Genomic DNA, 26,867 nt, shown 5'->3' on the forward strand with positions numbered 1-26,867 from the left:
GTCAGACGTTGCCGAAACCGCCGCCGCAGACCAGGACCTGGCCGGAGACGAAGTTGGATTCGGGGATGCAGAACAGGTAGACCGAGCCGGCGGCTTCGTCCGGGGTACCCGGGCGGCCCAGCGGGCACAGCTGGTTGCTGGCGGCGATGGCGGCGGGCTGGATACCCACCTTGATCTCGCGACCTTCGATGTTCACGGTCTTGCTGGCGTCGCCGGCCAGGGCCTGGGTCATGCGGGTGTCGATGTGGCCGAAGGCAACGGCGTTGACGTTGACGTTGTAACGGCCCCACTCCTTGGACAGGGACTTGGTCATGCCGAGGATGCCGGCCTTGGCGGCCGAGTAGTTGGCCTGGCCCGCGTTGCCGCCAGCGGCGATGGAGGAAATGTTGACCACCTTGCGGTTCACCACACGGCCTTCGGCAAGCTCCTGCTTGGCCATGGCGCTGATGATCGGCTGGGCGGCGCGCAGGATGCGGAACGGCGCGGTCAGGTGGCAGTCGATGATGGCGTACCACTGCTCGTCGCTCATCTTCTGGATCACGTTGTCCCAGGTGTAGCCGGCGTTGTTGACGATGATGTCGATGCCGCCGTAGCTGTCCACCGCGGTCTTCACGAAGCGGTCGGCAAAATCGACGGCAGTGACGCTGCCCACGCAGGCGACGGCTTCGCCGCCAGCGGCGCGGATTTCCGCGACCACTTCTTCAGCCGGGCCGGCATCCAGGTCATTGATCACCACGCGAGCGCCATCAGCGGCCAGTTTCAGGGCGACGCTGCGGCCGATGCCACGGCCGGAACCGGTGACCAGGGCGACTTTACCTTCGAGCTTTTTCATTGTTCGTACCTTCGATTCTTATTGCTTTGTTTGCAGGGATTGGTCGTCAGGCCAGCGCCACTACGGCTTCGCCGACCACCTTGGGTTCGCCGTACTGGTTGGCGCACTGGATTTCCAGGCGCACGCGCTTTTCGCCGTCAGCCTCGAACTTCTCGGCGATGCGCCCGGTGAGATGCGGGATGTGGCCGATCTGAGTGATACCGACGAAGCGCATGGAGAACTTGCGGATCTGCTGCTGCGGCACCCAGCCGGTCAGCAGGCGACCGAGGTAGGCGGCGGACAGCATTCCGTGGGCGAAGACATCCGGGACGCGCGCCTTGCGGGCGAAGTCGATGTCGATATGGATCTGGTTGTGGTCACCGGAGGCGCCGGCGTACAGGGCCAGCATGGTGCGATCGACCGGGCGCAGCTTGAGCAGCGGCAGCACGTCGCCGACCTGCACATCGCTGAACTGGGGGCCATGGGTGCGGGAAAGGGTCATTGGCTGTACCTCAGCGCTGCACGAGCGACGAACGAAGATCGGCGATGTGCTCACCGTCCTGGTTGGTGATGCGGGTCTCCTGGACGACGAATTGCAGGGCCCCGCCCTTCTTCTCGTACACGTCGGCAACGCGCGTATCGAAGGTCAGCACATCGCCGGCGAAAGCCATGCGGTGGTACACGAATTCCTGCTCGGCGTGGAGGATGCGGCCGAGGTCGAAGCCCATGATGTCTTCGACTATGGCCTGCGGATTGCGGCCTTCGCTTTCCAGGCACAGCAGGAAGGTGGGCGGTACCGGCAGGGTCTTGTAGCCCGCTGCCTTGGCCGCTTCCTCATCGGTGTAGACGGGGTCGGTCTCGCCGATGGCCTTGGCGAAGAAGCGCAGGCGGCCCTTTTCCACCTCGGAGGTGGTGATGCCGAGCGAACGGCCGATCAGACTCTTGTCTGCCATTTCGATAGATTCCTGTTCGTTGACAAGGGGCGCGCCCGAAGGCGCGCGCCGCAGATCGATCAGCCGCGACCGTAAAGGGTCACGACGCCTGCGCCACCCAGGCCCAGGTTGTGCTGCAGGGCATGCTTGAGGCCTTCCACCTGGCGGGCTTCGGCAGTGCCGCGCAGCTGGTGGGTCAGCTCGTAGCACTGGGCCAAGCCGGTGGCGCCCAGCGGGTGGCCCTTGGAGAGCAGGCCGCCGGACGGGTTGACCACCACCTGGCCACCGTAGGTGTTGTCGCCATCCATCACGAACTTCTCGCCACCACCGACCGGGCAGAAGCCCAGGCCTTCATAGGTCAGCAGCTCGTTGTGGGCGAAGCAGTCGTGCAGTTCGCAGACACGGATGTCCTCCGGACCGACGCCGGCTTTCTCGTAGACCTGCCAGGCCGCCGAACGGGTCATGCCAGTACCGACGATGTCGATCATCGACGGCGGATCGAAGGCATCCGGGGTATCGGTGGTCATGGCCTGGGCCAGGATGCTAACGTCGGTGCGCAGGCCGTGCTTCTTGGCGAAGCGCTCGGATACGATGATTGCAGCAGCGCCGCCGCAGGTCGGCGGGCAGGCCATCAGGCGGGTCATGACGCCTTCCCAGACCACTTGGTCAGCCATCACTTCTTCGGTGGTGACGACTTTCTTGAATACGGCGAGCGGGTTGTTGGCAGCGTGACGGCTGGCCTTGGCGCGAATGGCCGCGAAGGTTTCCATCTTGGTGCCGTACTTCTGCATGTGCTCGCGGCCGGCGCCGCCGAAGAACATCAGCGCGCCGGGCATGCCAACGCCTTCCGGGAAGGCCACGGCGGAGGCATCGAAACCCTTGCCCATGGTCAGCGGACGGTCGGTCCAGAAGTTCTTCAGTGCGCCCGGCTGCATCTGCTCGAAGCCAAAGGCCAGGGCGCAATCGACCGCGCCGCTTTCAACGGCCTGGCGAGCCAGGTACAGCGCAGTGGAACCGCTGGCGCAGTTGTTGTTGACGTTGATCACCGGGATGCCGGTCATGCCGACTTCGTACAGGGCCGACTGGCCGCAGGTGGAGTCGCCGTAGACGTAGCCCGCGTAGGCCTGCTGTACCAGCTCGTAGCCGATGCCAGCATCCTGCAGCGCCTGGCGCACGGCCTGGGCGCCCATCTCGATGTAGCTGCCACTGGCGCCGGGCTTGGCGAACTGGATCATGCCGACGCCGGCAACGAAGGTTTTCTGGGACATCTCTTTCTCCACGGTCGGTTAACGGGGCTGGGCTCACCGGTCTGTCCGGGGGCGCCTTGGAGTCATGGTTGCGCAACGCTTTCTTGCTGTACCCCGCTCACCGGGGGTGGAAAGGGGTGGGTTTGGAGTGGGGATGCCCCACCCCTTTTCCCCTCAGGCGATAGCGCCCGCCGCGCGCAGTGCGGCGATACGTGCCTCGTCCAGGCCCAGTTCGCGGAGGATTTCCACGCTGTGTTTACCATTGCGCACCACCCGGCCAATCTCGGCGGGGGTGCGGCTCAGACGTGGCGCCGGTGCTGGGTGAATCACCCCGCCGCTCTCCGTGAAGGTGCCGCGCGCCTGGTGGTGCGGATGGGTCGGGGCCTCGCTGAAGTCGAGCACGGGGGCGAAACAGACATCGGTGCCTTCGAGCAGTTGGCACCACTCATCGCGGCTACGGGTGAGGAACAGCGCTTCCAGTTTTTCGCGCTGTTTGGGCCACTGCTCCCGGTCCCACTGCGCCTTGAACAGGGGATCGTCGATCTGGCAGAGCTCCATCAGTTGCTTGTAGAACTGCGGCTCGATGGAACCGATGGAAATGAAGCGTCCGTCGGCGCAGGTGTAGCAGCCGTAGAAAGGTGCGCCGCCGTCGAAGATGTTTTCACCGCGCCCGCGCCACTCACCACTCTGCTTGAACTCGTAATACATGGTGCTGAGCAGCGCTGCGCCGTCGCTGATGGCGGCGTCCACCACCTGGCCCTTGCCCGAACGACGCGCTTCCAGCAGCGCGCAGACCACGCCGAAGGCCAGGAACATCGCGCCACCGCCCATGTCGCCGGCCAGATGCAAAGGAGGCGTCGGCTCGCGATCCGCGTGCCCCATGGCCTGCAGCGCGCCAGTGATGGCGAGGTAGTTGAGGTCGTGGCCGGCACTCGGCGCCAACGGGCCGGTCTGCCCCCAGCCGGTCATGCGGCCGTAGACCAGCTTCGGATTACGCGCCTGGCAGACGTCGGGCCCGAGGCCCAGGCGCTCCATGACGCCGGGACGGAAGCCCTCGACGAGAATGTCGGCGCCTTCGATCAGTTGCAGCAGCACCTCGGTGGCGCCTGGCTTGCGCGGGTCGATCACCAGGCTGCGGCGACCCCGGCTGATCACGCTGTCATCGCCGTTGAGGAATCCCGATTGCTGGCGGTCGATGCGGATCACTTCCGCCCCCATATCCGCCAGCAGCATGGTGGCGAAGGGCGCGGGCCCGATCGCGTTCATTTCGACTACCTTCACCCCAGCCAGTGGTCCCGCCATGTCTCGTCTCTCTGATTGTTATTGGCTTTGTCGTCGGCGCGCCGTCACGGCTCGCGATCGGCAACAGGCTAGCCAGCGGGGTCGCCCCCACCTATCGCTCAAACGAGTGAAGTTCGCCCCCGCTTTTCTCCTCATCTCAGGGATCGGGGACTTTTCACCGGCGGTAGCCGTGGCAATATTGCGCGGGATAAGAACAACCCGAGGTCGCCGGAACAGACGGCCCCAATCGCAGAGGGAACCATGCCCAATCGCCCGGACCTGATAGCCCGCCTAAGCCTCGTACCGACGGGCACCAAACCGTCGGAGAGCGTCAAGGAGATGGAGGCCGCGCGCCTCGATATCCGTGCGGAGAAGTTCCTGGCCCAGGGAACGTCGTCGGGTCTGCTGGTCCGCGACGCCCTGCTGCAACGCATGGAACGCAGCGACGACACCCGCCTGATCCTGGTTAGAGCGGCCGCGGGCTTCGGCAAGACCACCTTGTTGCGGCAATACCGTGAGCGTTGCATCGAGGGTGGGCGGCAAGTGCTCTGGCTCAACCTCGACCGTGCAGATAACGACCCGAGACGCCTGGCCGCCCACCTCCAGACCGCATTCGAGACCCTCGATGGCCTCCCGGTCGACCAGCAGGACCAGGGCGATTGCCAGGCCCTGCTGCGGCATGTGGGCGGGTTCAAGCATCCATTCGCCATCCTGCTGGACGATTTCGAATTCCTCGATTCGCCCCAGGCATTCGCCTTCATCCAGCAACTGCTGTCAGCCCTGCCGTCCAATGGGCGGCTGGTCATCGCTTCGCGGGTCAATCCCGATCTCGGACTCGGCCGGATGCGCATCCAGGGTCAGGTGCTGGAAATCGACACCGACGCCCTGCGCTTCAGCCTTGAAGAAACGGTCGCCTTCATTCGGGAGCGCTGTGAGATGCCGGTCAGCGACGCCGACATCGCCAGACTCCAGGACAGCACGGAGGGATGGATCACCGGCCTGTTCCTCGCCACCCTTTCGCTGCGCGGCCGCAGCGCCGGCGAGGTGGTCCGTGCCTTCTCGGGCAGCAACCAGGAGTTGGCCGAGTACCTGGCCGAAGACATACTCGCCAGTCAGAGCGATGAGGTCCGCCTGTTTCTGCTCCAGACCAGCATTCTCGATCGGTTCTCTGCCCCCCTTTGCGACGCCATCACCGGAAGGCTGGACAGCCGCCAGCTGATCGAACAGCTGTTGCGCGCCAATCTGTTCATCCAGCCCACGGACGAGCAGCACCAGTGGTTCCGCTATCACCGTCTGTTTTCCGGGTTCCTGCGGGGCGCCCTGGCGCGCCAGCTTCCCGGCCAGGCAGAAGCGCTGCACCGGGCAGCCGCCCACTGGTTTCTGGCGCAGAAGCGGCCGGAGTCGGCCATCGAACATCTGCTGCGCGCAGGTGCCACCCACGAAGCAGTGGCGCAACTGGAACGGCACCTGGACGACCTGGTGGATGCGGGTCGACTACGTCTGCTGTTGCGCTGGTTCGAACAGATTCCCGTCGAGTCGCTGGATGGCCGTCCGCGACTGATCCTGACGCATTCCTGGCTCCTGGTGCTGGATCATCGTTACCGGGACGCCATGCAAATGGTCGAGCGCACGCCCTCCAGCCGGGAGACGGACTCCATCCGCTGCCTGCTGCTGTCCTTCACCGACCAGCTCGACGCTGCCATCAGCGCTGCCCAGGCCCAGATCGAACACGTCTCGCCCGACCACATGCTGCAATACGGCATCGTGGCCACTCCCCTGGCGTTCTGCCTGATCGCGACGGGCCGCTACGATGAAGCCAGGGAAGTGCTGATCCGCATCACCCAACAGGCGCCACAGGAGCGCTCGGCGCTGGTGGATGGCATCGCGGTGTTTATCGAATGTTCACTCGAACTCACACTCGGCCATCGCACCAGTGCGCTGGCCCGCCTGGAAGCCTCCAGTGCGAGCCAGCCCCCCGGTCTGAAGGGCAAATGGGTAGGCGGCAAGGCGACGCTGGATATTCTCCACGCCCTGGTGCTCTACGAAGAGGATGCGCTGGCAAAGGCCTGGAACATCCTCAGCGAAATTCCGCAGAACGTCCTCGATCTCGGCGGTCCCGACGCCCTGATCGCACACCGGGTGTTGCTCGCTCGTATTGCCCTGCACAACGGCAATCGGGAAGCCTGGCTGCGCCATCTGGCAGATCTGGAGCAATTGGGGCGCCGCAGCGGGTCCATGCGAATTCTTTGCAGTGCCTGGCTGGAGCGGGCGCGTGTCGCCACCCTGGAAGGTCGCCTGGATATCGCCGCCCAGGCGATGACGTCCGTCGCACTGTCCGGCAAATGGGAACGTCCCGAACACCTCACCTTCGCCTGTGATTCGGACACACCGTTCATCGCCCGCCAGCGCCTGGCCATCGCCCGTGGCGAACACCAACAGGCTGCCGCCGAACTGCGCAGCGCCATCGAAGTGGCCGACAGCCGACAGCAGCGCCGCCGGGGACTCAAATTGCGCCTGCTGCATGCCATGGCCCTGGCAGGCATGGGCAGGCAGAAGCAGGCGCTGGACGCCCTCACTCCAGCCCTGCGCCTGGCCAGCCATGAGGGCTTCCTGCGCACCTTCCTTGAAGAAGGGCCGATGCTGGTGAAACTGCTGGAGCGCTGGGCCGTGGCCTTTCAGGCCTTGTGCAGCAGCCTGGATATCAAGCCCGAGTTCCTTGCCGATCTGCTGCAGCGCATCGGCGCGCAGGGAGCCACGAGCGAGCACAACGAGCCAGGTGATCCCGAGCAGCAGCTGACCGCCCGCGAGCTGCAGGTGATCCGTCTGCTGGCAGCCGGCAATCGCAATCGGGCCATTGCGGACCAGATGCATCTGTCGGAGCACACGGTGAAGACCCACCTGCGCAATATCAGCGCCAAGCTCGGCGCCCAGGGCCGCACCGAGGCGATCGCCATCGCCCGCGCGCGCGGCCTGCTGGACTAGCGGCTCAGGCCAGCATGCCCATGGACTTGGCCCGCATCACCGCCTGGGTGCGGCGCTTGACCCCGAGCTTGTGATTGATGTTCACGGTATGAGCCTTGACGGTGTTCAGCGAGATGAACAACCGCTCACTGATTTCCTGGTTGGAGAGCCCCTGGGCCACCAGTTGCAATACCGAGAACTCCCGCGACGTCAGTTCGTCGCGATTGCCGGTCTTGAGCCGCGTCGGCGCGGCATCCTGGTGCTTCCACGCCACCAGCAGGCTGGTAGACGCCAGCGCCGGTAGCTGTCCCGGATTGGCGACACCCTGCTTTCGCTCTATGCGTGCAAGTGCCGCCAGCAGCTCAGGCATCAGGCCTCGGAAACGCAAGCGCTCGCAGGTGATCAGGAGCGTCTGCAGCCGTTCTGTAGCGTCATCCAGTCTGCCGCAGCCCAGCTCCGCGAGCGCCAGCATCATCTGCATCCGCTGTGGCAAGGACGGCGCGTGCAGCGGAGGTAGCCCACGGGTATCGGTGCATGCCAGCTGGGCGCGCGGCAGCATGGCATCCCACGCGCCTTCCCGCGCCAACAGCCGAAGGTGCTGGTACTCGATCACCCCCCGGTAGCAGGAGTCACTGACGCGGGCACGCTGCATGTGCCGTTCTGCGCCACGCAGATGCAGTCGGGCCTGATCGAGATCGCCTCGGCAGGCTGCCACTTCCGACAATCCGATGAGGGCGTGCAGCACATAGGGATCAGCACTTTCCCTGCCGCGTTCCAGGCCGGAGAGCAAAGCACTTTCGCTGATATCCAGATTGCCCCGCAGCAGGTACAGCTCGCCGCGCAATAGCAAGAGGCGGCCCAGCAGCAGGTCGTGAGCGCCCCCGTCGGCCACCACCAGGGTGAAGCACTCCTGGAGCAGCGACTCGGCCAGTTCCAGTTCGCCGCTGAGAATCATCTGGCGAATACGATCGGCATTGATCAGCACCTCGCTGGCCAGGCAGCCCTGGCGCCGCGCCAGCTCCAGGGAGCTTTCCAGCAGCTTGCGCGCCTGTTCCGGCTCGCCGTCGGCCATAGAGACCCGCGCCAGGGTCGAGTAGCAGAGGAAGGACGACTGCCAGTCGCGCAGCTCCAGGTGTTGCAGCGCCGACTCGCAATGCTCGCGGGCCTGCGTCGCATTGCCGGTGAGGCCGTGGAGGGTGCCCTGCAGAGCTTGCCAGTTGGCGAGAATGCGCACGTTGACGCGTGCTTTTGGCTGCGGCGAGATCGAGGCCAGATGTGCAATGCAGGCCTGCGCCTCGTCCAGCCGCCAGCTGCTGAGCAGCGCACGCGCATTCAGGTAGATCAGGTTCGGCGTGCTCTCCAGCAGTCGCGACGGCAGGCGCGCACGCCAGTCGAGCCAGGTGTGCAGATGCCTTTCGCTGATCATCCAGTCCAGCGTCAGCCGCTCCATCAGGCAGGCCGCGACCTCCGCCTGGTTGGCGCTGAGCGCCAGTTCGATGGCTTCGTCGGTGAAGCCTTCCGCGCACAGCAGGCGGCAGGCATCCAGGCGCAGCCGATTGAGCTCGCTTGCGCCGAGTTCGCCCTGCAGGGCCACCGCCACCGCCGGCAACAACCGATACCACTGCGCATCCTTGCCCACCGGCAGGAAGAAGGATTCGGACTGCAGCAGGCGCCGCAGGACGAATCCCGCATCCAGCTCCGGCCAGAGGTGGCTGCAGAACTCCACCGACACGCGCGGCAGATGGGCAGCTCCCAACAACAGCGTGCGCTCATCATCGGACAGGCGCGCCAGCAGCTCGCCTACCAGGTACTCGCGCATCCACAGGCCGCCGGGCCGATCGTTTCGTCCGGGGATGTTCAGCAGCAGGCGGACCCCGGCGCACCAGCCCTGGGTCTGGCGCCACAGTTCGGCCAGGGTGCTTTCGGTCGCCAGTGGATCGATGCGTTCCACCACCTCGTCGAGTTCCTCGCGGCAGAACGCCAGCTGCCCGGCGCCCAGCTCGACCAATTCGCCGTCCAGGAGCAAGCGCGCCAGTTTCCATTGCGGCCTCTGCCGGCAACCGACCCAGAGCTGTACCCGCGCTTGCGAACGCAGCAGCCGGTCTATCCAGGCATTCACCTGCGCACAGGCGTCAGCCGGGAAGTCGTCGAACGCTAACCACCAGGTTTCCTCGCTGCGCTCCAGCATCGCCAGCAGAGCGTCGGCGTCGCGATTGACCGAGGGGGCGAGGCCGAGACCCGCAGCCAGGCGTTGGCAGAAGTCAGCCAGGGCCAGGGGCTGTCCGACGAAGTCCAGCCACAAGCAACGGACTCCCGCTGGCCGCAAGCGCAGGCACTCGTTCAGCAGCACCGTCTTGCCATATCCCGCTGGCGCGCAGAGCAGACGCAGACGCTGGGGGCGGGCCAACAACACCGCCTGCAAGCGCTCCCGCGGCAGATGCGCCGAAGGCGGCCTGGGCAGACCCATGGAACTGTTTTCGGAGCCATCCGGAGCCATGCTTGCGTCCTGAACCATCATGGAAAGGGGCTGGGTCACGGAACCTCCCGAAGTTGAGTGACGGATCAATCCACACCGGAAACCGAAACCGGGCGAACTGGAAGATCAGGGCTCGCATATTCGCGCGCGGAGCACGTCTCACCCATCCGTCATTCGAGGTATTTTCGCCCTACCCCATCTCCCTCCCCCACTCGGAAACCGCGTGCCACAGGGGCCACAGGGGGTACTGTTACCTTCAGCAACATGCCTCGTCCGACAATCACTGGAATCCCCCTCGACGCCCCTTGAGCAGCAGGCCGAAAGCGGCCGGATTATGCTTTCGGGTAATGCGCGAAACTACCTGATCAGGCAATTCAACGCCCCGGTTCCGCCACCTAGCATGAGGCCTCCACTTCATCCGAATCTGGTGAACCGCATGACAAGAAAAACAAAGCGCGGAGTATTTCAGCCAAGTCTGCTGGCTGCAGCCGTCGCCATAGGAGCAAGCACCCAGGCTTGCGCCATTGATTTCAATATCGGGGAGATCAAGGGCCAGTTCGATTCGTCCCTGTCGATCGGCGCCAGCTGGGCCGTACGCGGCGCTGACCCGTCGCTGATTTCCAACTTCAACTCCATGGGCAAGCGCGGCGAATCGTCCTCGCGCACCGTCGACGACAACCGCCTGAACTTCAAGAAAGGCGAGACCTTCTCGAAGATCTTCAAGGGCGTGCATGACCTGGAGCTGAAATACGGTGACAGCGGCGTATTCGTACGTGGCAAGTACTGGTACGACTTCGAACTGAAGGACGAGCACCGCCTGTTCTACGACATCGACGACAGCGGCCGCGACGATTTCGCCAAGGCTTCCGGCGCCGAGTTCCTCGATGCCTTCGTCTACCACAACTACAACCTGGGCGACCTGGCCGGTAACGTGCGCTTCGGCAAGCAGGTGGTGAGCTGGGGCGAAAGCACCTTCATCGGCAACTCGATCAACAGCATCAACCCCATCGACGTCGCTGCGCTGCGTCGTCCGGGTGCCGAGATCAAGGAAGGCCTGATCCCGGTGAACATGCTGTACGTCTCCCAGGGCCTGACCGAGAACCTCACCGCCGAGGCTTTCTACCAGCTGGAATGGGACAACTCGGTGCTCGACAACTGCGGCACCTTCTTCGGCAACGACGGCGTACCCAAGGGCTGCAACGACCGCCTGGTGGTATCCGGCCTCGACCTGGCTCCCGGTGTCTCCGACAACCTGGGTGCCCCGGACGCCAACACCAACATCTTCATCCCGCGCGTGCCCGACAACGAGCCGGGTGACAGCGGCCAGTACGGTATCGCCCTGCGCTGGTTCGTGCCGGAGCTGAACGACACCGAGTTCGGCGCCTACGCCATGAACTATCACAGCCGCAGCCCCTACCTCAGCACCGTGCGCACCACCGGTGCGGGCAACCCGCCGAGCGCCCTGAACGTACCGCGCAATGCCCGCTACTTCGTCGATTACCCGGAAGACATTCGCCTTTATGGCCTGAGCTTCCAGACCAACCTGGAAGGTGTGTCCCTGGGCGGCGAAGTCAGCTACCGCCCGAACATGCCGCTGCAGCTCAATACCGCCGACCTGCTCAATGGCACCCTCAACACCGCCACCTCTCCGCTGATCACCACCGGTTTCATTCCGCCCGCTTCGGCGGCAGTCGCCGGCACCGACATCAATGGCTACAAGCGCATGCCGGTGGTCCAGGCGCAGCTGACCGCCACCCAGTTCTTCGACCAGATCATGGGCGCCAGCCGCCTGACACTGGTGGGCGAGGTCGGTTACAACCACATCAACGGCCTGGGAGACAGCGATGGCACCGACCTGCGCTTCGGTCGCAGCCCCGCCTACGGCTCCGGCATCCTGCCGGGCGCAGCCGGACTGGCCGCCTGCCGAGGCACCGGCATAGGCACGCCCGCTGCCAGCAACCCCGCGCAGGAATGCAATAGCCACGGCTTCTACACCAGCAGCTCCTGGGGCTACCGCGTGCGCGCCAAGCTCGATTACCCGAACGTGATCGCCGGCATCAACCTCTCCCCGAACCTGGCCTGGTCCCATGACGTGGACGGCTTCGGGCCGAACTTCGAGGAAGGTTCCAAGGCCATCAGCCTCGGCCTGGATGCCGACTACCTGAACACCTACACCGCGAGCCTGAGTTACACCGACTTCTTCGGTGGCGACTTCAACACCAACGTCGACCGCGACTACGTCGCGCTCAGCTTTGGCCTGAACTTCTGACGCAAGACTGGCAGAGGAACAAAAGCATGAACACTATCTCTATGTTGCGCACCGGCGCACTGACCCTGTCGTTGCTGGCCACCAGCGTGATCGCTGCGGTCTCGCCCCAGGAAGCGGATCAACTCGGCAGCACACTGACCCCGCTGGGCGCCCAGAAGGAAGGCAATGCCGACGGCAGCATTCCGGCCTGGACCGGCGGCCTCAAACCCGGCGCGGCTCCGGTCGACGCCAAGGGCTTCCTCGGCAATCCGTTCAAGGACGAGAAGCCGCTGTTCACCATCACCGCAGCCAACGCCGAGCAGTACAAGGACAAGCTGACCCCCGGCCAGCTGGCGATGTTCAAGCGCTACGCCGACAGCTACCGCATCCCGGTCTACAAGAGCGAGCGCACGGCGGCTGCACCGGAGGACATCTACGCGGTCGCCAAGAAGAGCGCGGTCACCACCGAGCTGACCGATGGCGGCAACGGCCTGCGCAACTTCGCCGAAATCCGTTACTACCCCTTCCCGATTCCGAAGAGCGGTGTGGAGGTGTACTGGAACCACACCAACCGCTATCGCGGCGGCAACATGCTGCGCCAGGCCGCCCAGGCCGCCCCTCAGGTCAACGGCAGCTACTCCATCGTCGAATACGATGACGAGCTGAGCTACCCGCAGAACATGGAGGGCATCGACCCGCAACAGGCCGCCAACCTCCTCTATTTCTACAAACAGCAGATCACCGCGCCTTCCCGCCTGGCGGGCAACGTGGTGCTGATCCACGAAACCATCGACCAAGTGAAGGAACCGCGCCTGGCCTGGGTCTACAACGCCGGCCAGCGCCGCGTGCGTCGTGCACCGCAAATCGCCTACGACGGTCCCGGCTCGGGCGCCGACGGCATGCGCACCGCCGATAACACCGACCTGATGAACGGCGCGCCGGATCGCTACGACTGGAAGCTGATCGGCAAGAAGGAGATCTACATCCCCTACAACAACTACAAGCTGTGGTCGCCCGAGGTGAAGTACACCGACATCATCAAGCCCGGCCACATCAACCAGGACCTGACCCGCTACGAGTTGCACCGTGTCTGGCACGTGAAGGCCACGCTGAAACCGGGCGAGCGCCACATCTATGCCACCCGTGACATGTACTTCGACGAGGACACCTGGCAGCTCGCCGAGGTGGACCACTACGACGGTCGCGGCCAGCTCTGGCGTGTCGGTGAAGGCTACACGGTCCAGGACTATGAGCGCGGTGCCACGGGCTACGCCATGATGGGCATCTATGACCTGATCGCCGGCCGCTACAACGTCCTGGCGATGACCAACGAAGCCAGCCATGCGCCGATGTACGGCAAGCAGACCCGCATGAACGACTTCACCCCGGCCGCCCTGCGCAACGCCGGCGTTCGCTGACGCCCTGCCCCGCCCCCGGCCAGTAATGGCCGGGGGCTTTTCTTTGTCCGGACCTTGGCCGGGAAGAGGCTATCCGCTGGTCAGCCGAGATCGATCCTCCCCACCCAATAGGAGGGGACGAGCCGCCGTGCAGGATTCGCTCTACTGGCCTCACGGACCAGAGCGCCTACCATTGTTGGCACAACCAGGAAAGCGAGCGAGGAAACCCAATTGCACAAGCCAGCGGCCGCAATACTCCTGACTTTGCTCGCCGGGCTGCCGTCCGCCATGACATCGGCCGATGAAGGCGGGATCAGTTTCTGGCTTCCCGGCCAGTTCGGCGCCCTGGCGGCAGTACCCACCGCGCCGGGCTGGAGCTTCCCGCTGATCTACTTGCACGTCGATGCGGACATCGGCGCAAGCGAGCCCCTGCCTCGGGGTGGACGAGGCCGGATCGCCGCCGGCGTGGATGCCAAGGCCGACCTGCTGTTCGGCGGGCCGACCTACACCTTCGCCGACCCGGTCCTGGGCGGCCAGGCTGCCATCACCGTGCTGGCAGCCGTGGCGCGTTCGGAAGTCGATGTCGAATCCACCCTTACCGGCCCGCGCGGCCGCACACTCTCCACCCAGGTGAGCGACAGCCTGAAAGGTGCCAGCGACCTCTACGGCCTGGGAACGTTGAAGTGGAACCATGGCGTGCACAATTTCATGGTGTACGGGATGGGCAACCTGCCGGTTGGCGCCTACGACCCCGATCGCCTGGTCAACATCGGCCTTGGCCATGCCGCGCTGGATGCTGGCGGCGGCTACACCTACTTCGACAAGCGCAACGAGTTCTCCGTGGCGACGGGCCTGACCTACAACTGGGAGAACAGCGACCTCGACTACCAGAACGGCATCGACGCCCACCTGGACTGGAGCGCATCGCACTTCGTCACCGACAGCACCCATCTGGGCCTCGTCGGCTACGTCTATCACCAGGTAACGGGCGATTCCGGCAGCGGCGCGGTGCTGGGGGACTTCAAGTCCCAGGTCAGTGCCGTTGGCCCGCAGGTCGGCCACTTCTTCAAGGTGGGCAAGGACCTCTGGTACACCAATCTCAAGGGCTACCACGAATTCGACGCGCGCAATCGCGCGGAGGGCTGGAACCTCTGGCTGACCCTCGACATTCCGTTGTCCGGCGAGTAGCTGCCTCACCCGCGAACATTGGGTTTCGCGCACGCGTAGGGTGGATGTCGCTTTTTACATCCACCATCCGATGCCCCATCCAGCCTCGCTGGTGGGTCGATGAAGCGTGACCCACCCTACGACCGAATCCCTTGGCCCTTTTTCGAACGCCCCCCTCCATTGGGGCGGGTTCACCTTCACACCGCGCCGGTAGCATTCAACTCACATGTGCACACGTTTGCACAGTAGCTGAGGCATTGCAGATGGCGCGCAACACTTTCCCTCCGGAATCCCCCGTCCAGCGCTCCGCTCCGGCAGGCGGGCGAATAACGGCCAAGGACCTGGCGAAACGCATCGGGGTGGCCACCTCTACCGTCACCCGCGCCTTCGACCCGCAGTCGCGCATCTCAGCTGACGTTCGCCAGCGCATCCTCGCCATAGCCGACGAAGCGGGCTATCGGCCCAATGCCATCGCACGGTCGCTGAACCGGCGGCGTACCGGCATCGTCGCGCTGGTGATGGGCGACATGACCAACCCCTTCTACCCCGCGGCACTGGAAGAGTTCTCCCTGCAACTGCGGCAAAGCGGCCGGCAACTCCTGCTCTTCGTGGTACCGCCGGGCGGCGACGCGGACGAGTTGATGCCACAGCTGCTGCAGTATCAGGTCGACGCCATCGTGGTAACCGCGGCGCGCCTGTCTTCGCATATGTCGGACCTGTGCGGACGCCAGGGCGTGCCGCTGGTGTTCATGAACCGCCGCGTCGACGACCCGACGGTCTGGTCGGTGTGCTGCGACAACCAGCGCATGGGGGCGGCGGTCGCCGAGTACCTGGTGAATAGCGGGCGCCGCGCCTGTGCCTTCGTCTCTGGCGACCCGAACGTCTCCACCACCACCGACCGCCTGCTCGGCTTCGAGCGTGGCCTGGCCGCACAAGGCCAGCGCCTGGTCGCCTGCGTGCAGGGCGGATACAGCTACGAAGGCGCGCGCGACGCGGTGGCCCAGCTGTTCGCGGCCGGCCAGCCCGCCATCGATGCGGTGTTCTGCGCCAACGACCTGATGGCCCTTGGCGTGCTCAGCCACCTGCGCATGAACACCGCCCTACGCGTTCCCGAGGATGTGGCCGTGGTCGGCTTCGACGATATCCGCGCCGCTGCCTACCCGGAGAACGCCCTGACCACCGTGCACCAGCCGCTGCGCGAAATGATCGAGTGCGCCATCCGGCTGCTCGACGAAGGCCGCCCGGGCGGCAGCGTCGCCGAGTCGCTGCGCGAAATTCCGGGGCGACTGGTGCTGCGCTCCACCGCCTAGAAAGCCCCCAATCACCCGCCTGCCGCGCGGGCGGCTATCCACAACAACAGGTAATCCCATGATCCAACAACTCAAGAAAGGCCAGTCGGCCCAGGCCAAGGCCAGCAACCAGGCGCAGGTGCGTAGCACCGTCGAAGGCATCCTCGCCGACATCGAGCAACGCGGCGACACCGCTGTGCGCGAGTACTCGGCGAAATTCGACCAGTGGGCGCCGGAAAGCTTCAGGCTCAGCCAGGAGCAGATCGACGCCTGCATCGCCAGCCTGCCGCAACAGACGCTGGACGACATCCGCTTCGCCCAGGCGCAAATCCGCAACTTCGCCCAGGTGCAGAAGGACTCGATGCACGACGTCGAGGTGGAGACGTTGCCGGGCGTGGTGCTCGGCCATCGCAATATTCCGGTCAACTCGGTGGGCTGCTACATCCCCGGCGGCAAGTACCCGCTGATCGCCAGCGCGCACATGAGCGTGCTCACCGCCAAGGTGGCCGGCGTCAAGCGCGTGATCGCCAGCGCGCCCCCCTTCGAAGGCAAGCCCTGCCCTGAAATCGTGGCGGCCATGCACCTGGCCGGCGCCGACGAAATCTACTGCCTCGGCGGCGTGCAGGCGGTAGCGGCCATGGCCATCGGCACCGAAAGCATCAAGGGCGTCGACATGATCGTCGGCCCCGGCAATGCCTACGTGGCCGAGGCCAAGCGGCAGCTCTTCGGACGCGTTGGCATCGACCTGTTCGCCGGCCCCACCGAGACGATGGTGATCTGCGACGACACGGTGGATGCCGAACTGGTGGCCGTCGACCTGCTGGGTCAGGCCGAGCACGGTCCCACCTCCCCCGCCTACTGCGTGACCACCAGCAGGACGATTGCCGAAGAACTGCCGGCCGCCATCGAGCGAGTGCTTGCCCGCCTGGACACCGCGCCGGTCGCCAGCGCGGCCTGGCGCGACTACGGTGAGATCTACCTGTGCGACACCGACGAAGAAGCCCTGGAAGTGGCCGAGCGCCTGTGCTCCGAGCACGTGCAGGTGATGACGAAGGACCCGGCCTGGTACCACGACCGCATGACCTGCTACGGCGCGCTGTTCCTCGGCCACCGCACCAACGTCAGCTACGGCGACAAGGTGATCGGCACCAACCACACGCTGCCCACCATGGGCGCGGGTCGTTACACGGGCGGGCTGTGGGTCGGCAAGTTCATCAAGACCCACACCTACCAACGCGTGCTGACCGATGAAGCGAGCGTGATGGTGGGCGAGTACTGCTCGCGCCTTTGCGGCTACGAGCACATGTCCGGACACAAGGAGCAGGCGGACATCCGCGTGCGCCGCATGAAGCAGGAGGCCTGAGCCATGGGCAAACCCAGTCCCGAGAACCGCAACGCCTATCGCTACTTCCGCGACATCACCACGCGCTGGATGGACAACGACGTCTACGCCCACGTCAACAACGTCGTCTACTACAGCTGGTTCGACACTGTGGTGAACGCCTGGCTGCTGGAGCAGAAAGTGCTGGACTTCGTCGAGAGCCCCACCGTCGGCCTGGTGGTGGAAACCGGCTGCAGCTACTTCTCGTCCATCGCTTTCCCCGACATCGTGCGTGCCGGCTTGCGCGTGGCGCACCTGGGCAATTCCAGCGTGCGCTACGAGGTCGGCCTGTTCGCCAATGACAACGAGGTGGCATCCGCCCAGGGCCACTTCCTCCACGTCTACGTCGATCGGGTGACGCGTCGTCCGGTACCGCTGCCGGCGGAACTGCGCCACGCGCTGGAGAGCATCCACGTCGCGTCCTGAAACCGGCTCCAGACCCTGCGCACCTACGGTGCCAGGGTTCCGCAACGTACAACGACAAGGAGACCCTCCATGAACGAACGCATCGGCCGAATGCTGGCCCTGGCGGGCCTGGCCTGCGCCCTGCTCGCCGCACCCTTCGCGCAGGCCAAGCCGGAAAAACCCAACATCCTGGTGATCTGGGGCGATGACATCGGCTGGCAGAACGTCAGCGCCTACGGCATGGGCACCATGGGCTACACCACGCCCAGCATCGACAGCATCGGCATGCAGGGCGTCCGCTTCACCGATCACTACGGCCAGCCCTCCTGCACCGCCGGCCGCGCGGCCTTCATCACCGGCCAGTACCCGATCCGTTCGGGCCTGACCACGGTGGGTCTGCCGGGCGACAAGCTCGGCCTGCAGGCCGCTTCACCGAGCCTGGCCGAAGTGCTGAAATCCGTCGGATACCGCACCGGCCAATTCGGCAAGAACCACCTGGGCGACAACAATCCCAACCTGCCGACGGTGCACGGTTTCGACGAGTTCTTCGGCAACCTCTACCACCTCAACACCGAGGAACAGCGGGAGTACACCGACTACCAGAACTTCGCGAATGCCTACCCCGGCGGCCCGGAAGCGTTTGCGAAGAAATTCCAGACCCGTGGCGTACTGCATACCTTCGCCAGCGACAAGGACGACCCGACCGTGGACCCGCGTTTCGGGCCGGTCGGCAAGCAGACCATCGAAGACACCGGGCCTCTGACGACCCAGCGCATGGAAGACTTCGACGGCGCCGAAGTGATCCCCATGGCGCTGGATTTCATGCGCAAGGCGCAGAAGGAAGACAAACCCTTCTTCGTCTGGCTCAACACCAGCCGCATGCACCTGTACACCCACCTCAACGAGCAGTGGCGCCATGCCGCCGCCAAGTACACCCACGAGGACGACACCCAGGGCAGCGGCATGCTCCAGCACGACCACGACATCGGCCAGGTGCTCGCGTTCCTCAAGGACAACGGCCTGGAGGACAACACCATCGTCTGGTACTCCACCGACAACGGTCCGGAGCACTCTTCGTGGCCCCACGGCGCGACGACACCTTTCCGTGGCGAGAAGATGACCACCTACGAGGGCGGCGTGCGCGTACCGTCGATGCTGCGCTGGCCGGGCGTGGTGAAGCCGGGGCAGATCCTCAACGGTATCCAGGCGCACCAGGACATGTTCACCAGCTTCGCCGCAGCAGCCGGCATGCCGGACGTCGTCGAGCGGATGAAGCAGGAGAAGAAGCAGTACATCGACGGCATCGACAACCGCGACTACTGGACCGGCAAATCGCCGGAGAGCAAGCGCAGCAGCCTGCTGTACTACATCGAAAGCAAGCTGACTGCCGTGCGCATGGGTCCTTGGAAAATGCACTTCTCCACCAAGGAGGATTACTACGCGCAGGTCGTGCCGCGCTTCGCGCCGCTGATGTTCAACCTGCGCAGCGACCCGTTCGAGAGCTACGACAGCAAGGATTCCTACGGCCACCTCATCCAGAAGTCGTCGTGGATTTCCGGGCCGATGGGCGAGCTGATCGGCGCACATCTGAAGACCCTGGCCGAGTATCCGCCGGTGCAATCCGCCAAGTCGTTCGACCGCTCGAACCTGGTGCAGGATTTCCTGCAGGGGCAGAAGAAGGGACACTGATACGCGCCTCCGTTCCAAATTTCAGGCCGCTGGTGGCATCAGGTTTGTTCTGACCTCACCGGCGCGAGTCACCCCTCGCCCTCTGGGAGAGAGGCCGGGGGAGAGGGAAAGTGCAGGCCAGCTCCATGCCTGGCCATTTCGCGAATGAATTCGCTCCTACAAAAAAAGCAGGCAGGACTGCGTCCTGCTTGGCGAATGAATTCGCCCCTACAGGGGTTGTGCCCCACAGGATTGCGCCGAAGGTGGCCCGGAAGTCACCCCTCTCCCGCCTGCGGGAGAGGGGCCGGGGGAGAGGGTTGTATCAGCAGGCTCGGAGGCGTGTATGGAATGGCGCCACTAGACCGATACGAACTAATCCACCAACTTCATCAACGCCGCTCGCACATGCTCAGGAATGGCCGTCGACTGGTTGCTGGCCCGGTCGACATAGACGTACACGATGTACCCCGCCGCAGAGGCTTCCTCTTCGTCGTTGCGGAACAGCGCCAGCTCGTAGCGGGCGCTGCTGTTGCCCAGTTTCGCGATGCGCATGCCGATGGTGATGCGGTCCGGGAAGCTGATCGACGAGAAGTAGGTGCAGCAGTTCTCCACAATCAACCCGATGACCGGGCTGCTGGCGATGTCCAGCGTCCCCTGCTCCACCAGGAAAAGGCTGACGGCCGACTCGTAGTAGGAGTGGTAGACCACATTGTTCACGTGACCATAGGAATCATGGTCGCCCCAACGGCTGGGCATGCTGGTGAAGTGGGAGAACTGGCTGCGGGTAGGACGTGCGTGACTCATAGGACCTTCTCGTAAATGGCGCGGATGTCATCGATGCCCAGCTCCCGAGGGTTGTTACCGAGCAGGCGGGTCTGCCGGGTGGCATCGCGGGTCAGGTCGTCGATATCGGCCTGGCTGATGCCCAGTTCCCGCAGGCGCGTGGGCAAGCTCAGCTCACCGGCCAGGCCACCCAGGTAGTCGGCCAGGGCATTGGCCTTCGCCGACGCATCGCCACTGAGACCGGGTAGGACGATATCCGCCAGCTCTGCATACAGCGGCGCGGCCGCTTCCAGGTTGAAGCGGATCACCGGCTCCAGCACCAGCGAGTTCGACAACCCATGGGGAATGTGGAAGCGCGCGCCCAACGGGTAGGCCAGCGCATGGACCGCCGCCACCGGTGCATTGGCGAACGCCATGCCGGCGAGGCAGGCGCCCAGCAACATGTTTTCCCGTGCCTCCAGGTTGGCACCGTTGCGGCAGGCCTCATGCAGGTTGGTCGCGAGCAGGCGCAGGGCCTCGCGGGCCAGGCAATCGGAGATCGGGTTCTTCAGGTGCCGGCTGGTATAGGACTCGATGGCATGCACCATCGCATCGATACCGGTGGCGGCGGTGACGGCGGCCGGCAGCCCGAGGGTCAGTTCGGCGTCCAGCACGGCGAGGTCAGGCAGGAGCAGCGGCGAAATCACCACGTTCTTTTCGCCGGCACCAGTGGTCACCACCGACACCGCCGTGACCTCGGACCCCGTGCCTGCCGTGGTCGGCACCAGGATCAGCGGCAGGCGCGGCCCCTTGGCCACATTGATGCCATAGGACTCGGCCAGGGATTCACCACTGCGGGCAAGCAAGGCGGTCAGCTTGGCGGCATCCAGGGAGCTGCCGCCGCCGAAGCCGATCACGCAGTCCGCCGAGCTGGCCTTGGCCGCCTCTACCGCTGCGAGGATCACCGATTCGGGCGGGTCGGCCTGGACATCGGAAAACACCGCCACCCGAAGCCCGTCGCGCTCCAGTTCGGGCAGCACCGAGTCCAGAAGGCCCGCTTTCAGGACACCGGGGTCGGTGACGATGAGTACCGATTGGCAGCCCATGCTTCGTATCGGGGCTGCCAGGCGGCGCGCAGCACCGCATTCGATGAGGATGGATTTGGTCGTATTGAACGCCAGGGTGCGCATGGGACGCCTCGCGAGTGGTTCGGGAAGTTGGGAACTGCCAGGGCACCTTAGTGGGATGACCGGAGACAGTCCCCCCCACTTAGGAGTGGGCGTGCAGGAGCTCATTCGCGAAATGGGGAGGGGTGACGCTCGGGCTCACCCTCGGCACAGTTCTGTAGGGGCGATTTCAATCGCCAAGCAGGACGCAGTCCTGCCCGCTTTTGTGGGAGCGAATTTATTCGCGAAATGGTCAGACACCGTGCCAGCCGGTAACTACCCTCACCCCCGGCCCCTCTCCCAGAGGGCGAGGGGTGACTCTCGGCCCACCTTCGGCACAGTCCTGTAGGGGCGAATTCATTCGCCAAGCAGGACGCAGTCCTGCCCGCTTTTGTGGGAGCGAATTTATTCGCGAAATGGCGAGACACCCGTGCCAGCCGATGGCAACCCTCACCCCCGGCCCCTCTCCCAAAGGGCGAGGGGTGACTCACGGCCCACCTTCGGCACAGTCCTGTGGGGGCGATTTCAATCGCTAGGCAGGACGCAGTCCTGCCCTCGCCGCTTCATGCTTTCAGGACGCAGGCTGCGCCTCAGGCAGCTTCCAACTGCCATCCAGGATGGCCTTGCCAGGCAGGTAGAAACGCACCATGTAGTTCCAGCCGGGCATGATCGGCAGGCAGTTCTCCACCTGCGGCGTGCAACCACCGAAGCGCACGGAAATGGCACCGCCCTCGCCTTTCTTCGCTGTCAGGTTGCTCAGGCTATAGGCCTCCAGGGCGTTCTTCTGGAAGTGCCCCGCCTCGTTGTAGACGCTGATGGACCAGAAGGCCCCCACCGGAACCTTGCCCACCTCCAGCCTGTAGTTCGTCTGGCCGTCATTCTGCGCAGGCGTGACCACCTGGTAATAGGCGTCCTTCTCCGGGTTGCCGCCCCAGGCCATGGCGCTGCCGATCAGGTGGCGCACCGGGTCGACTTCACCGTCCTTGCCGAACATCCCGTGGGAATTCGGAATGGTCGCGCCCAGCGTCAGCAGCGCCTTGCGCACCTGCGCGCGGCTCGTTTCGTCCCAGTTCGGCACTTCGAAACGGCCTGGCCCCCTGAGCTGCGACACACCGATGGCGTCCTGCAGCGCAGCGACCTTCGTCAGGTCCTGCGGATCGGTCGGATCGAACAGCGTGCGCACGCCGACCAGGACGTAGCGAGTGCCCACCTTCGCCTTGTCCAGGCTGTACTTTCCGACACCGTAATGGACGCCGATGACCTGGTGGTTCTCGTCGATCATCGCCAGCGACATGAAGCGGTCGCCGGCATCCGGCATGGTCACGTTGACGGGGCCCGCGTCCAGGTCGAACACGGCGGTGGAGTAAAGCGTGTCGCGGTTCGGTCGGATCACCGTCGGACGATCGACCGGGATCAGATTGCGCCAGTGAGAGAACTTGCCCAGGCCGCCACGCGCTACGGTGAGGCCGAAGTAGCGGTCTGTCTCGGCGCGGATGAAGTTGTCCACGGTTACTTGCACCGGCTCGCCCGGTAGCGCTTCGCTATGGGCATCCGGCAGGCAGGCCACAAGCAGGGCGATGGCCGCCAGTATTACCTTCAATTCGTACATGGCTCCTGTCCTCATCATCAGAGTCTCACCAGCGTCGGCGGGAAGTAGTCACCGCCTGCCACCGGGCCCTTGGCGCCGTAGTAGCGGAACATCAGTCGGAAGTTCTGTCCTGCAAGGGTCGGCAGCCAGTTCGCCTCGGCGACACCTGCCGGCGGCTGCGGTCCAAAGTAGAGGGTCAACGAGCCATCCTGGTTGTAGCGCAGGGCAGACTGGTTGTTGAGCAAGAAGCGCCCCTGTGCGTTGGGCAGGACCTTGAAGGTCTTCGCATCGGTGGCCGTGATCGACCAGAAGTAGCGCGCGAAACCGGACGGTAGTTGCTCACGGGGGAAGGTCAGGGAATAACTGCGGCTGCCATCGAGCACTTCGCCCTGGCTATCCACGGCGCCACGGAAATAGTTCACCTCCTGCTGGTTGTTGGCCCAGATGCCGCCCAGGTTCACCAGGGTGCGGGTCAGGTAGTCGCTGCCGTAGTTGCCCGATACCGCCGGCCGCACCCAGCCGTTGAGAACCGTGCCGGGGCCGAGGGTGGGAGCCGCCTTGGCCAGGACGGCGAATGCCTGCTTCCTGATCACCGCATCGAGACGCGTCCGCAGCGCCGGATCGCTGACCAGATTGGCCAGCGCATGCACGCGAGCCTGTAGCGCCTCCATGCCGGGATTCAAGTCCGGTTCCTTCAGCAATACCTCGGCGGTGTCGAACGCCTCGACGCCGGGCAGCTGCGGCAGCGTAAACAGCGGTACCTGGGGCACTTCTGGAAGCCGCGGCGAGCCAGTTGGCCGCATGCTGAACTGCTGCTGCAAGCGCTCTGCCTGTTGCGGGTCGGCGCCAAGTTCTACCCGCGACAGCACGCGTGCAGTGCGGACCGGCAGGTCCACGCGCTGAACACCCGTCGGCAGCGAAACGCTCGTTCCCTTCAGGCAGACCGCGAAGTCGCCACTGGGATGCTGCGCAAAGGTGCGCTCATTGATGTTGGCCAGGGTCTCGCCCCAGCCATTGAGGAACTGCACCGTGTAATAGCGATCAGAAATCTTCGGCACGCTGACCAGTGTACAACTGCCTTCATCCACCGCTACCCAGGCTTCGGAATAAGCCACGTCCAGGTTGGGATTGGGCCAAGCCACCGCGCCCGGCTTGCGATGTACCAGCTGGTTCCAGCGCATGCCTTGCTGGAAGTCCAGTTGCTGCTGGCGCACCACCAGCAGACGTCCGAGCAGGTAGATGTAGGCGTCGCCCACCTGCTGATCGGAAAGTGCCGGTTGCTGCGGGGTAGCGGCATGGGAAGCCGATGGCGCGACCGCAGCCATCAGGCAGGAAGTAGTGAAGGCGCCGCAGGCCAGCGCCAGACGTATTGAACGCATTGTTGTTTTTCTCCGTCATGAGCGATCACCGGCAGTTATGCCTTTTACCGGCGCGACTGGCCCCTCCCCTTTGGGGTGGGGCGCAACCCCGACTTCACGCAGAGAGCCCCGACATACCCTGCCAGGGCCATGCCACTTCTGACCGTCAGGCGTTCTTCAACGACGCCATGTCGATCACGAAGCGGTACTTCACATCATTGCGTTCCATGCGCTCGAAGGCGGTATTGATGTCCTGGATGTCGATCATTTCGCACTGAGGCAACACCTGGTGCTCGGCGCAGAAATCCAGCAACTCCTGGGTCTGGGCCAGCCCCCCGATCAGCGAACCGGCGATGGAGCGATTGTTGATCGCCAGCAGCGCGCCATGGATCGGCTCCAGTGGTTCCAGAGCGCCCACCAGCACCAGCTTGCCGTGGCGACCAAGGAGCATCAGGTACGGGTTGACGTTGTGCTTGCGCGGGATGGTGTCGAGGATGAGGTCGAAGCGGCTCGCCGCCTCCTTCATTGCCTGCGCATCGGTGGACAGCAGCACATGGTGCGCGCCCAGTGCGCGGGCATCGTCCGCCTTGCCCGGCGACGTGGTGATGACGGTGACCTCGGCACCCAGCGCAACCGCCAGCTTGACCGCCATGTGGCCCAGCCCGCCCAGCCCGACCACGGCCAGACGGGTGCCTGCGCCGGCGCCGTACTCGCGCAGGGGTGTCCAGACCGTGATACCGGCACACAGCAGCGGTCCGGCGAAGCGCGGATCGAGCGCGTCGGGCATGCGCAGCACGAATTGCTCGCGGACCACGATGTGCTGGGAGTAACCGCCGTAGTTGACCTGACCGCTGATGCGGTCCAGGCCGTTATAGGTGGCGGTCATGCCGTTGCTGCAGTGAGGCTCTTCGTGGGCCTCGCAGGCCGCGCAGTGCTGGCAGCTGTCCACCAGGCAGCCGACTGCGACCTTGTCGCCCACTTTGTAGTGGGTGACGGCAGGACCGACTGCGGTGACCTGGCCAACGATCTCGTGGCCGGGTACGCAGGGGAAGCGGGTGTTGTTCCAGTCGTTGTGCACGTAGTGCATGTCCGAGTGGCAGACGCCGCAGTAGGCGATTTCGATTGCGACGTCGTCGTCGCGCAAGGCACGGCGTTCAAAGCTCAGGGGCTTGAGTTGCGCATGGGCCTCAAGGGCCCCATAGCCAAGACAGGTCGTCATGGGTGATTCCTCGAATTTGGGGAGGCGCCCTGCCGAAGCAGGGCGCGGGGTGTCAGATGGAAGGACGCAGCCAGGGCGCCGGGCTGGTTTCCGGCGTGGCGATCTGGTTGGAAATCCACTTGCCCATGCGGCGCATCGGTTCGAGGGAATCCTGCGGGGCGGCGAACTTCATCGCCGCCGCATAACCCAAGGAAACGATGCGCTGCGCGCCATGGAGCGGCAGTACGTCTTTCAACTGGTCCTTGATGCTCTCGGGGTAGATGCCGACCGTCTGGGTATAGGCGTCCACCGCATCGAGCATCTCGCTGAGTTCGTCCACCGGCACCAGGTTTGCGGTGCGGTCGTCGAGGATCGTGGAGAAGGACACCGGCTCGGGAATCTGCGAGCAGATGATGGCGCCCTCGCCTTCCTTCCCACCGATCACCTTGTACCACTCGTCATCCAGGCGCAGCGCGTCGACGTGGGCCTTGAGGTTCTTGTCATAGGACTTGGGCGTGGTGCTGATCGTATTGGGCAGCCCCAGCATGGCCTCGTAGACGTACTGGCCGAAGGTGTTCAGCCGCTCCAGGCCTGCCTCGTCGGTGCCGGACTGGACGTAGACGGAACGGGCACAAACGCAGCCCTTCTGGTTGATGGCGCCGATGTCGGAGGCAAGGCGCACCGCCGCTTCACGCATGCTGGCTTCGCTGGCGAAGGTGTCCTTGCCGATGATGCTGGCGCTGCGCTTGGGGTCCAGGGAAATCAGCTCCAGGCCAGGCTGGATGTAGCGGGTGACGTGCTTCATCGAAGCGAAACCACCCCAGGCGACGATCTTCTCGAGGTTCTGCGGCTGGTACAGGCGCTGCTCCAGTTCCTGGTCGCCCCCCTTCCAGTAGGCCACGGTCAGGTGCTTGGTCAGCGGGTGATCGGGCGCCATGTCGACCATGGTGCGGGCGATGGCCAGGGCGGTGAATGGATCGTTGGACGGTGCCTTGATGATGGCGTCACTGCGCAGGACCATGTTGCGGATGATGGTCCACAGCGACAGGGCCACGGCATTGCCGGCGACGATGTGCAGGGTGCGCGCGCCGAAGCAGCGGACCTCCAGTTGAGTTCCATCCAGCAGGGTTTGTGGAACCCAGCCCTCCAGGTACTTCACACCCACCGTGCTTTCCACCATCTCAGTGATGAAGGGCCGCGACAGCAGGTTCTGCAGGCCCATGTAGGAGGCCTTGACAATGGTCGGGGTGGTGGGTGCGGTCAGGAAGGACAGCTCGCAGGCTTCCTGCAGGTAGCGGTTCTTGCTGAAATCAAGGCGCTCGCCGAGGGCCACGCAGTAATCAAGTATGTCGTCGAAGCTCAGTTCGTAGAGATCGGCCAGTTTCGTCGGATTGCCCAGGGGCAGGCGGTCGATGTACTTGCGCGCGTCTGGGGTAAGGAACGCCAGGTCGCCGCCACGGCCGCCGACTTCGATCAGGTTGTCGGTGATGACTTCGCCGCGAATGATCATCGGCGCGATTGGATGGGACATG

Annotated in this window: 20 protein-coding genes; 8 read left to right on the forward strand and 12 right to left on the reverse strand. The window is 64.6% G+C overall.

Going from position 1 to position 26,867, the window contains the following annotated elements; translation table 11 throughout:
* Nucleotide 1: 1 nt before the first annotated feature.
* The 5 genes from MnOB_RS07120 to MnOB_RS07140 all read right to left on the reverse strand — a co-directional run bounded on the left by MnOB_RS07120 (nucleotide 2) and on the right by MnOB_RS07140 (nucleotide 4,292).
* Nucleotides 2-832: an SDR family NAD(P)-dependent oxidoreductase gene (locus MnOB_RS07120; protein ID WP_077523441.1), complete on the reverse strand. Its 831-nt coding sequence runs from the start codon at nucleotides 830-832 to the stop codon at nucleotides 2-4.
* A gap of 46 nt (nucleotides 833-878) precedes the next feature.
* The gene (locus MnOB_RS07125) at nucleotides 879-1,313 is read right to left on the reverse strand and encodes a MaoC family dehydratase (RefSeq protein WP_077523443.1); all 435 of its coding nucleotides are present in this window, start codon (nucleotides 1,311-1,313) and stop codon (nucleotides 879-881) included.
* A gap of 10 nt (nucleotides 1,314-1,323) precedes the next feature.
* Nucleotides 1,324-1,764 carry a MaoC family dehydratase N-terminal domain-containing protein gene (locus MnOB_RS07130; protein ID WP_077523445.1) on the reverse strand — a complete coding sequence of 147 codons (441 nt, stop codon included), beginning with the start codon at nucleotides 1,762-1,764 and terminating at the stop codon, nucleotides 1,324-1,326.
* 59 nt (nucleotides 1,765-1,823) lie between these two features.
* A complete protein-coding gene (locus MnOB_RS07135) occupies nucleotides 1,824-3,011 on the reverse strand; it encodes a lipid-transfer protein (protein WP_077523448.1) in 1,188 nt (395 codons plus the stop codon).
* 153 nt (nucleotides 3,012-3,164) lie between these two features.
* A complete protein-coding gene (locus tag MnOB_RS07140) occupies nucleotides 3,165-4,292 on the reverse strand; it encodes a CaiB/BaiF CoA transferase family protein (protein WP_077523450.1) in 1,128 nt (375 codons plus the stop codon).
* Nucleotides 4,293-4,532: 240 nt separating this feature from the next.
* Between MnOB_RS07140 and MnOB_RS07145 the strand changes: the two genes are divergently transcribed.
* Nucleotides 4,533-7,253 (forward strand): winged helix-turn-helix domain-containing protein, encoded by a 2,721-nt coding sequence (locus MnOB_RS07145; RefSeq protein ID WP_077523452.1) that lies wholly within the window; start codon nucleotides 4,533-4,535, stop codon nucleotides 7,251-7,253.
* Between the two features lie 4 nt (nucleotides 7,254-7,257).
* On the opposite strand, the gene MnOB_RS29165 is transcribed toward MnOB_RS07145, so the two are convergent.
* Complete coding sequence (locus MnOB_RS29165; protein WP_234358206.1) at nucleotides 7,258-9,768, reverse strand: LuxR C-terminal-related transcriptional regulator; 2,511 nt, start codon at nucleotides 9,766-9,768, stop codon at nucleotides 7,258-7,260.
* A gap of 376 nt (nucleotides 9,769-10,144) precedes the next feature.
* Between MnOB_RS29165 and MnOB_RS07160 the strand changes: the two genes are divergently transcribed.
* The 7 genes from MnOB_RS07160 to MnOB_RS07190 all read left to right on the forward strand — a co-directional run bounded on the left by MnOB_RS07160 (nucleotide 10,145) and on the right by MnOB_RS07190 (nucleotide 19,284).
* Complete coding sequence (locus MnOB_RS07160; protein WP_077523458.1) at nucleotides 10,145-11,977, forward strand: DUF1302 domain-containing protein; 1,833 nt, start codon at nucleotides 10,145-10,147, stop codon at nucleotides 11,975-11,977.
* Nucleotides 11,978-12,003: 26 nt separating this feature from the next.
* Nucleotides 12,004-13,374, forward strand: a complete 1,371-nt coding sequence (locus MnOB_RS07165) for a DUF1329 domain-containing protein (RefSeq protein ID WP_077523460.1) — start codon at nucleotides 12,004-12,006, stop codon at nucleotides 13,372-13,374.
* A 210-nt stretch (nucleotides 13,375-13,584) separates the two neighbouring features.
* On the forward strand, nucleotides 13,585-14,541 hold the full coding sequence (locus MnOB_RS07170; RefSeq protein WP_234358207.1) for a SphA family protein: 957 nt from the start codon (nucleotides 13,585-13,587) through the stop codon (nucleotides 14,539-14,541).
* Nucleotides 14,542-14,783: 242 nt separating this feature from the next.
* Complete coding sequence (locus tag MnOB_RS07175) at nucleotides 14,784-15,830, forward strand: LacI family DNA-binding transcriptional regulator (RefSeq protein ID WP_077523462.1); 1,047 nt, start codon at nucleotides 14,784-14,786, stop codon at nucleotides 15,828-15,830.
* Nucleotides 15,831-15,888: 58 nt separating this feature from the next.
* Nucleotides 15,889-17,172 (forward strand): histidinol dehydrogenase, encoded by a 1,284-nt coding sequence (gene hisD, locus MnOB_RS07180; RefSeq protein WP_077523464.1) that lies wholly within the window; start codon nucleotides 15,889-15,891, stop codon nucleotides 17,170-17,172.
* Between the two features lie 3 nt (nucleotides 17,173-17,175).
* The gene (locus tag MnOB_RS07185; protein ID WP_077523466.1) at nucleotides 17,176-17,616 is read left to right on the forward strand and encodes an acyl-CoA thioesterase; all 441 of its coding nucleotides are present in this window, start codon (nucleotides 17,176-17,178) and stop codon (nucleotides 17,614-17,616) included.
* Nucleotides 17,617-17,685: 69 nt separating this feature from the next.
* Entirely contained in the window at nucleotides 17,686-19,284 is a 1,599-nt protein-coding gene (locus tag MnOB_RS07190; protein WP_077523468.1) for an arylsulfatase, read from the forward strand.
* A gap of 351 nt (nucleotides 19,285-19,635) precedes the next feature.
* Here MnOB_RS07190 and MnOB_RS07195 read toward each other — a convergent pair whose 3' ends face one another.
* From MnOB_RS07195 to MnOB_RS07220, 6 genes are all read right to left on the reverse strand, one after another.
* Entirely contained in the window at nucleotides 19,636-20,067 is a 432-nt protein-coding gene (locus MnOB_RS07195; RefSeq protein WP_077523470.1) for an acyl-CoA thioesterase, read from the reverse strand.
* Nucleotides 20,064-21,215 carry an iron-containing alcohol dehydrogenase gene (locus MnOB_RS07200; protein ID WP_077523472.1) on the reverse strand — a complete coding sequence of 384 codons (1,152 nt, stop codon included), beginning with the start codon at nucleotides 21,213-21,215 and terminating at the stop codon, nucleotides 20,064-20,066. The genes MnOB_RS07195 and MnOB_RS07200 overlap by 4 nt, the downstream gene beginning before the upstream one ends.
* A gap of 547 nt (nucleotides 21,216-21,762) precedes the next feature.
* On the reverse strand, nucleotides 21,763-22,800 hold the full coding sequence (locus tag MnOB_RS07205; protein ID WP_077523474.1) for a DUF1254 domain-containing protein: 1,038 nt from the start codon (nucleotides 22,798-22,800) through the stop codon (nucleotides 21,763-21,765).
* A gap of 17 nt (nucleotides 22,801-22,817) precedes the next feature.
* On the reverse strand, nucleotides 22,818-24,158 hold the full coding sequence (locus MnOB_RS07210) for a DUF1214 domain-containing protein (protein WP_234358208.1): 1,341 nt from the start codon (nucleotides 24,156-24,158) through the stop codon (nucleotides 22,818-22,820).
* 145 nt (nucleotides 24,159-24,303) lie between these two features.
* Nucleotides 24,304-25,356 (reverse strand): NAD(P)-dependent alcohol dehydrogenase, encoded by a 1,053-nt coding sequence (locus MnOB_RS07215; protein ID WP_077523476.1) that lies wholly within the window; start codon nucleotides 25,354-25,356, stop codon nucleotides 24,304-24,306.
* A gap of 52 nt (nucleotides 25,357-25,408) precedes the next feature.
* Complete coding sequence (locus MnOB_RS07220; protein WP_077523478.1) at nucleotides 25,409-26,866, reverse strand: acyl-CoA reductase; 1,458 nt, start codon at nucleotides 26,864-26,866, stop codon at nucleotides 25,409-25,411.
* Nucleotide 26,867: the final 1 nt, after the last annotated feature.

Source organism: Metapseudomonas resinovorans, assembly GCF_002003485.1.
Taxonomy (GTDB): Bacteria; Pseudomonadota; Gammaproteobacteria; order Pseudomonadales; family Pseudomonadaceae; genus Metapseudomonas; species Metapseudomonas resinovorans_D.